We start from the raw sequence: 4,239 nt of genomic DNA on the forward strand, positions 1-4,239 counted from the left end.
GCACGAGGACGTTGCGGAACTGCCATGGGTCGCTGGTGTCGATGTCCTCGGGGAACAGGCCCGGGCGGCCGGTCAGCGGCGTCCAGTCGGTGTAGACGCCGATGACGGGGCCGAGATACGGGGACTGCACTTCGAGGCAGCGTCGGAAGTCCATCTCGTCGGCCTCGACGATGCCGGCCTCCGGGTTCTCCAGCGCCCAGACCATGCCGGCGAGCACGGCGGAGGTCACCTGCAGGCCGGTGGCGTTCTGGTAGGGGGCGATGCGGCGGGTCTCCTCGATGGAGAGCTGCGAGCCGTACCAGTAGGCGTTCTTGGCGTGGCCGTAGAGGAGCACGCCGAGTTCGTCGATGCCGTCCACGATCTCGGTCTCGTCGAGGATGTGGATCTTTTCCTGGACCTTGCCGCCATTGCCGAACATCTCGTGCAGCGAGAGCACGGCGTCGTTGGCGGGGTGGTAGGCGTAGTGGCAGGTCGGCCGGTAGGCGGCGCGCTCGCCCTCGCGCACCGTGTAGTAGTCGGAGATCGAGACGGCCTCGTTGTGGGTCACCAGGAAGGCGTATTGCGACTGGGCCGTGGGGGTCCAGGAGCGCACGCGGGTGTCGGCGCCGGGCTGGAGCAGGTAGATGGCGCAGCGCGAGCCCTTCTCCTGCTCGCGGCCGTTCTCCGGCATCCAGGTCTCGTGGGTGCCCCAACCGAGCTCGGCCGGCTGATTGCCCTCGGAGACGAAGCCTTCCACCGACCAGGTGTTGACGAACACGCCCATCGGCTTGGCCGACTTGGCGCGCTGGGTGTCGCGCTCGGCGATGTGCACGCCCTTGACGCCGACCGCGCGCATGAGCGCGGCCCAGCCGGCGCGATCCTTCGGCTCGGCGGTCTTCAGGCCGAGATCGCCGGCGACGTTCAGGAGCGCCTGCTTGACGAACCACGAGACCATGCCGGGATTGGCGCCGCAGCAGGACACGGCGGTGGTGCCGCCGGGGCTGGCGGTGCGCGCGTCCAGGATGTCCTGGCGCAGGGCGTAGTTGGTGCGGTCGCCCTGGCTCCTGTCCTTGTCGAAGTAGAAGCCCGGCCACGGCTCCGCGACGGTGTCGATGTAGAAGGCGCCGAGTTCCCGGCACAGTTCCATGATCGCCCGAGACGAGGTGTCGACCGAGAGGTTGACGCAGAAGCCCTGGCCGCCGCCTTCCGTGAGCAGCGGCGTCAGCACGTCGCGATAGTTCTCCTTGGTCAGCGCCACCTGCTCGAAGCGCAGGCCGTGCTTGTCGGCCAGGGACCTGTGCGCGTCGGAGGGCTCGACGACCGTGAAGCGGGCCTTGTCGTAGTCGAAGTGACGCGCGATCAGCGGGAGCGTGCCGCGCCCGATGGAGCCGAAGCCGATCATCACGATGGGGCCGGTGATGCGGCCGTGGATGGGCCATATGGGTTCGGTCATTGCGCTTGTTCCTGTTCGTGAGGGAAGGGCCGGCGGGGTTTGAGCCCCGCCCGCAAGGTCGCTCGCCATGAAAGCGCGAACGATTTCGAATGGATGGAAGGCCGCCTGGATCGGATCACGCATCGGTGGCGCCCGGACTCGTTCTCGATCGCGGGCAGAAAGCCATGAGCCTTGCCAAGCCATGAACCTTGCCAAGCCATCGTTCTGTCGAGGCTGAAAAGCCGGGATAGACTTGGCTGACGACCAGACTTCGAAGACCCGCCAACGCCGAAACGTCAAGACTTCCGCCCGGCGTCCAGGTTCGACTGGCCGACATCGTCGCGTCGTCAGCCGCAACGGCGCCGGCGCTCGAGGCCAGCGTGCCCGAAACATCGTCCGGAGAGGACTGAACCGGTTTGAAAAATTACCCTGGAACGGGCCCCGCCCCGAAAGGCTGGCCAGGCGCCAGGGCTTAAGAGCCTGCTTGCAGGCTGCCCGCACGTCCCAAGAGACGAATGCTCTGTAGAAGGTTCGACATGGTGGAGCGAAGCATAGGCTAAGCCGTACGGCTGTCAATCAACGCCATTCCGTATTCCGAATTTCCTGCGACGGAGCGTGCGGCGAAACGGGAATTGACAAGCGCGTGGGCTTTCGGGAGGATCGCTGGATCATGCGCAATCCTTGGCCTCCCCATCGGGACCTGCTCCGGGCAGGTAGACTTATCGCGGGCGAATAGCCCCGAGCCGGAGGTGCCTGCGTGCACTGGCCGCTCGGGGATTGCGTGCTGGCTTACGCCAGAACCAACCAAGATCATCAAGTATTTCACCGGCGGGTAGCAGCCTCTACGGCACGCCCGTCGGTCGACCTGCGTCGTGTCCCTGCTGGCAAGTCAGCCGTGGGCATGTACTTGCGGAGTAGTAGCCATGGATACCTCCAAGTCCGACCCGACTACACCTTTGGCAGCCGAGGCCCACGACGGTGGGGCAGGTGGTAGCGGGGCGACACCTGCGCACGACATGGTTCCGCTGGCGCGCACCGTGATCCCATTCTCGCGTGGGAATTACCCCAGGCCGCCATCCGGGCCGGGCAACAACCGGTCCGATGCCGCCAATTCAGACAAGGACGACGACCCGGGGCCAAGCGCCGCTTGACCATTCCAGGTCGAACTACAGCAAGGATCGACCATCATGTCGCAAACAATGACGAAGCCGCACATCAAGATGACGAAGGACGATCATGAACGCCTGTCGCGGCTGGCTTCCGTCGCCACCGACCGTTCGCCCGAGGTTGCTTCCTTTCTCGCTGATGAAGTGGATCGTGCGAAAATCGTCGGTCACAGGGCCTGCCTGTCCGACCTCGTCCAAATGGGGTGCAGGGTCGAGTTCCGGGATGACGCGACGGGAAAGGTTCAGACCGTGACGCTGGTCTACCCGGGCGAGGCGGACATCGAACAGGGGAGGGTGTCCGTTCTGACGCCGATCGGGGCGGCCTTGATCGGGCTGAGCCTCGGTCAGTCGATGAATTGGCAAACCCGCACGGGAACCGTGAAGCGACTGACGGTCCTCGACGTGAAGGTGCCGGTGACCTGACCGGCTGGCTTTGGACCGGGCTGATTGAGAGGATCAGCCAGGACTGAAGGAGCTGGACATGAAGCGAGGTCAGAAGACGGGTGCGGAGCAGGTGGTGCTGAAGCTGCGCCAGATCGAGGTGCAGACGGCGCAGGGTAAGAGTTTGGCGATAGCGTGCCGGGAGGCGGAGATCTCCGAGCAAAGCTGCTATCGCTGGCGCAAGGAGTACGGCGGCCTGCAGATCGACCAGGCCCGTCGGATGAAGGATCTGGAGCGCGAGAACGCTCGATTGCGCCGGCTCGTGGCTGATTTGTCCCTGGAGAAGCAGGTGCTGGCGGACGTCGCCGCGGGAAACTCGTAGCCCCGGAGCGACGCCGGCGGGCGGTCGACGGCATCAGAGAGAAGCATGGTCTCTCAGAACGCCATGCCTGCCGGATCGTCGGCCAGCACCGGGGCACGCAACGCTACGTGCCCACGGTACCGGCTGACGAGGATGCGCTGACCCGCGCCATCGTCGCCCTGGCGTCTTCGTCACGGACGCTACGGCTACCGCCGCGTCACCGCGCTGCTGCAGGCAGCGGGCTGGCAGGTAGGGAAAGACCGGGTTCAGCGGATCTGGCGTCGTGAGGGGCTCAAGGTTCCGCAAAAGCATCGGCCGCGAAGCCGGCTGTGGTTGAACGATGGCTCCTGCGTACGGCTGCGGCCTCTCCATCGCAATCACGTCTGGAGCTTCGACTTCGTGCAGGGCCAGACCCACGACGGGCGAAGCCTGCGCATCCTGACGCTGATCGACGAGCACAGTCGCGCCTGCCTGGCGCTGAAGGTCGCGAGGCGCATCAACAGTCTGGGTGTGATCGAGGCGCTGGCCGACGCGATGTGCCTGCATGGCATCCCGGAGAACATCCGCTGCGACAACGGCCCGGAGATGATCGCGAAGGCTTTGCGGAAATGGGTCGCCAAAACCGGCCAGCAGATCCAGTACATTGCACCAGGATCGCCGTGGGAGAATGGCTATTGTGAGAGCTTCAATGGCAAGCTGAAGGACGAGTGCATACGCCAAGAAATCTTCTACTCGCTCAAGGAGGCACAGACCGTGATTGGGATCTGGCAGAACACCTACAACCGCGTTCGCCCGCATTCGTCCTTGGGCTACCGGCCGCCCGCGCCTGTCACCGTCCCGGACCTGGCCTTCCGGCTACCCATGGCCGCCACCATGCAGTAGCCTCTCAATCGGCTCGCTCCAAAATACCGGTCAGGTCA

At 65.0% G+C, this 4,239-nt stretch carries 2 protein-coding genes and 1 pseudogene; 2 read left to right on the forward strand and 1 reads right to left on the reverse strand.

The window, feature by feature from the left end; translation table 11 throughout:
• On the reverse strand, nucleotides 1–1,432 hold a 1,432-nt coding region (locus ACLBWX_RS22920; protein ID WP_447679216.1), incomplete at its 3' end, for a homospermidine synthase.
• 1,166 nt (nucleotides 1,433–2,598) lie between these two features.
• Between ACLBWX_RS22920 and rnk the strand changes: the two genes are divergently transcribed.
• Together rnk and ACLBWX_RS22930 are read left to right on the forward strand one after the other, a co-directional pair.
• A complete protein-coding gene (gene rnk, locus ACLBWX_RS22925) occupies nucleotides 2,599–3,000 on the forward strand; it encodes a nucleoside diphosphate kinase regulator (protein ID WP_447679217.1) in 402 nt (133 codons plus the stop codon).
• 58 nt (nucleotides 3,001–3,058) lie between these two features.
• Nucleotides 3,059–4,201 (forward strand): annotated as a pseudogene (locus ACLBWX_RS22930) (IS3 family transposase).
• Nucleotides 4,202–4,239 lie beyond the last annotated feature (38 nt).

It is taken from the genome of Methylobacterium sp. M6A4_1b, assembly GCF_053345175.1.